The sequence below is a fragment of the Undibacterium sp. GrIS 1.2 genome, assembly GCF_040544435.1.
In the GTDB taxonomy this organism is placed as follows: Bacteria; Pseudomonadota; Gammaproteobacteria; order Burkholderiales; family Burkholderiaceae_D; genus Undibacterium.
In genome coordinates this window covers 1-2971 of record NZ_JBEONP010000124.1, presented here as the reverse complement: position 1 = coordinate 2971, position 2971 = coordinate 1, and the positions used below count along the sequence as shown (strand labels likewise).

2 protein-coding genes are annotated in these 2971 nt (G+C 48.2%); both read left to right on the top strand.

What is annotated here, in order from left to right:
• Nucleotides 1–109 precede the first annotated feature (109 nt).
• Complete coding sequence (locus tag AAKU61_RS22310; protein WP_354335801.1) at nucleotides 110–415, top strand: hypothetical protein; 306 nt, start codon at nucleotides 110–112, stop codon at nucleotides 413–415.
• Nucleotides 416–1236: 821 nt separating this feature from the next.
• Entirely contained in the window at nucleotides 1237–2916 is a 1680-nt protein-coding gene (locus tag AAKU61_RS22305) for a DUF4238 domain-containing protein (RefSeq protein WP_354335799.1), read from the top strand.
• The last annotated feature ends 55 nt before the right edge of the window (nucleotides 2917–2971 follow it).

The following is a 2971-nucleotide window of genomic DNA, read 5'->3' as shown; positions in this document are numbered from 1 at the left end:
AATTCTTACGACAGCAACTTAAAAATCCGAGTATTACTATGCGTCTTGCATAAACCCGTTTTATTACAAAATTACGCTTTTTGCGTAAGTCCTAATTAATACACTCATGGTGGGTACCAAGTCGCAAATTGCTGCGGCAATAGAGCGTGGGCCATCGCATCAAAATTCGATTGTTAATTCCCTTGGTGCTGTCGCAATGTTCGCTCTTTCGCGGGGCTCATCCGCTGGAACAGTGTCTAATCTTGGAGCAATAAAGGACGTTGCAGGATCTGGGATGTTGGGTGCCGCCAATTTTCGAGATGTCAGTATTGAGAATAAAGATAAACTCGCCATCGAAATCAAAGATGACGATTTAATATACATAGTCGAAGTCACTCTAAAACAAACACAAACCGATTTGGCCAAGAAAATCTGATTTATTTGGTTCTTCCTAAATCGAAGAAGGACGAAATATACAAGGACAATAAATGGCTACAATTTTTTGCTGTAGACACATCGGTTCAAATCGTATTAAGTCGTGCAATCATTAAGGCAATAAATTTTCTTCCGGCTTTAAAATTAGAAAATTAGTCGTTACAAAATACACGAGAGTTTGATAGAAATTGCGGAAACGGCGCTTACAGGTCGCAGCCCACAGCTGCCGTGTGCTCAACGGGTTCCTTTTGTCCAGGACATTGATCCAGCCATTAATTAAAAATTCCAATTTGTTTGATTTGAGTTGGTTTGTACTCACTCCCTTTGGTTTAAAAAAGGATATGTGAGCTTAAAATAATGGTTGCTATTGCACTTTAATTTGATAATGACTCCATTGAGTGATGTCTGTCGTGGCGTTGTGATTCTTTGTAGTCGCGAATTTAGGAGAGAAATTACTTATGCCACCCAATTTCGGGGGTGCAACGCTAGGGGCGGTCGGAATTTGCTTGAAATTTGTTGAGAATCAAGTGTAACTATAAAATAGACTAGAAGAAAATGTCGTTCGCCTTGCTTTGTGGCGGCTATAAATATTGGCATCTGGAAGAAAATGCATCTTCGCATCGAAGATGCCAGTTATTTTCATCCAAAAAATTGCTAGATATCATCAACGATCGCTTGAGTTACGGTGTGCTGGAAGCAAGATTTGCTCCCTTGGAGCGTAACCAATCAGTGACATTTTTGTAATGGACATCTACAATCGACCAATAGCTGTCAAATCTCGCCGTACCAGTGTAGTCGGCATTTAACATCCAAGGGGTAACGGTGTCCGTGCAGCAGAAAATTACCCGCAACAACCACTACGTACCGCAATGGTATCAGCGAGGATTTCTGGCCAAAGGCCAACACAAATTGTATGTCCTCAACCTGCATCCAGCCGCTAATTTATTGCCAAACGCACAGATCCTTTGGGAACCTGACGTCGAGGAACTTGGCACGAAGCAGGCATTCAAGGAGCTTGATCTCTACACAACTCGCTTAGGCGAGACGCTGAACGACGACATCGAGACATTCCTGTTCGGGAAAATCGATAAGAGCGGTGCGGATGCGGTTCGCGGTTGGATCTCAGGCGACCCTGTCAAGATCCATCACGGGTTTCAAGACTTCTTCGGATACATGGATGCACAGAAGCTACGCACCCCCAAAGGTCTTGACTGGATTCTGAAGCACTACCAGAACCTACCGCAGATGGAGTTGATGAAACAGATGCAGGCGCTGCGGCAGATGCACTGCACCATGTGGTCTGAAGGCGTGCGAGAGATCGTATCGGCCGTGCAGTCACCGGTGAAATTTCTGGTGAGCGACCACCCAGTCACCATTTACCATTCGAAGCTCTCCCCCGACACAACCGAATGCCAATATCCGGGCGATCCGGGCATCGAGCTCGTCGGTTCGCAAACAGTCTTTGCGTTGGATGCGAATTATTGTTTGATCCTCACCAACCTCGAATACGCTGAGGATCCGGAGAAAGCTGCCCTTCTGTCGCGGCGTACGAACGCTCGGTTTCGCGGCAATTCCATGGTGCGTACCGACGTCTTAATTCGCAGTCGCGAACTGAGCGAGGCTGAAGTCCATGCCATCAACTTCGTGCTTAAGACTCGCGCGAGGAAATACGTGGCGTCATCCAATTTGGCCTGGCTCTACCCGGAGCAGCATTGCTCCCATTCTTGGAAGGACATAGCAAAGATTTTGTTGCCGCCTAAAGATCTTTGGGGATTCAGAGGTGAGATGTATATCGGGTATAAGGACGGCACTTCAGCCTATCGCGACAAATTCGGACGGACCTCTAAAGCGCATGAGTACCTGGCCAAGTCGCCGTTAACGAAGGATCCGACACCAGATGCTCTATGCGGCTGCGGCAGTGGACTCGCGTTTCGCGAGTGCTGTGCGGATGTGATGCCACAAAGGCGGCCGTCCTGGAGTGTGATGAGTATCCGCGAGCGCAACCTGGCCCTCGTGCGCGGCGTCAATCGTATCTTGCGATTGGACGACGAGCAGACCACTTGGCTGGATGTTCGTCGCAATCTATCTGACGATCAAGTGCGCCGAATTCATGAAATGTTTGCGGCTCTTTGGCCAACAGACACTCAGTTGGTCGATCTTCTGCCGAGTCCACAGAGCAAGCGATCGCGCGCGTTGTATCTTGGCATGATGGATGCGCGCACGCTTTTAAAAAAAATTACGGGCATGCTTGCGTACGTGGACGAACTTGTTCTTGTCCACCCGTTCGTCAACGCAAACGGTGTCCGGCCGGAATTTAGTCCGATTTATCACCCTGAGCAGTTTCGCGACCAGACTTTGCGTAGTGTGTTCTTGCTAATGGTTCTGGAGCCAGGCATAAGAGCCGGTCGAATTCACCTCGTCCCGGACCCGTTGGACTACGACGCCGGCTTTCGGGATGAGATCGTAAGCGTCCGACGCAACCATCTAGCAATGATGAAATGAACGCGCCACACTCCTTCGTTTCAAAGTTAAGGAGAAGGCATGAGCCACGACCCAA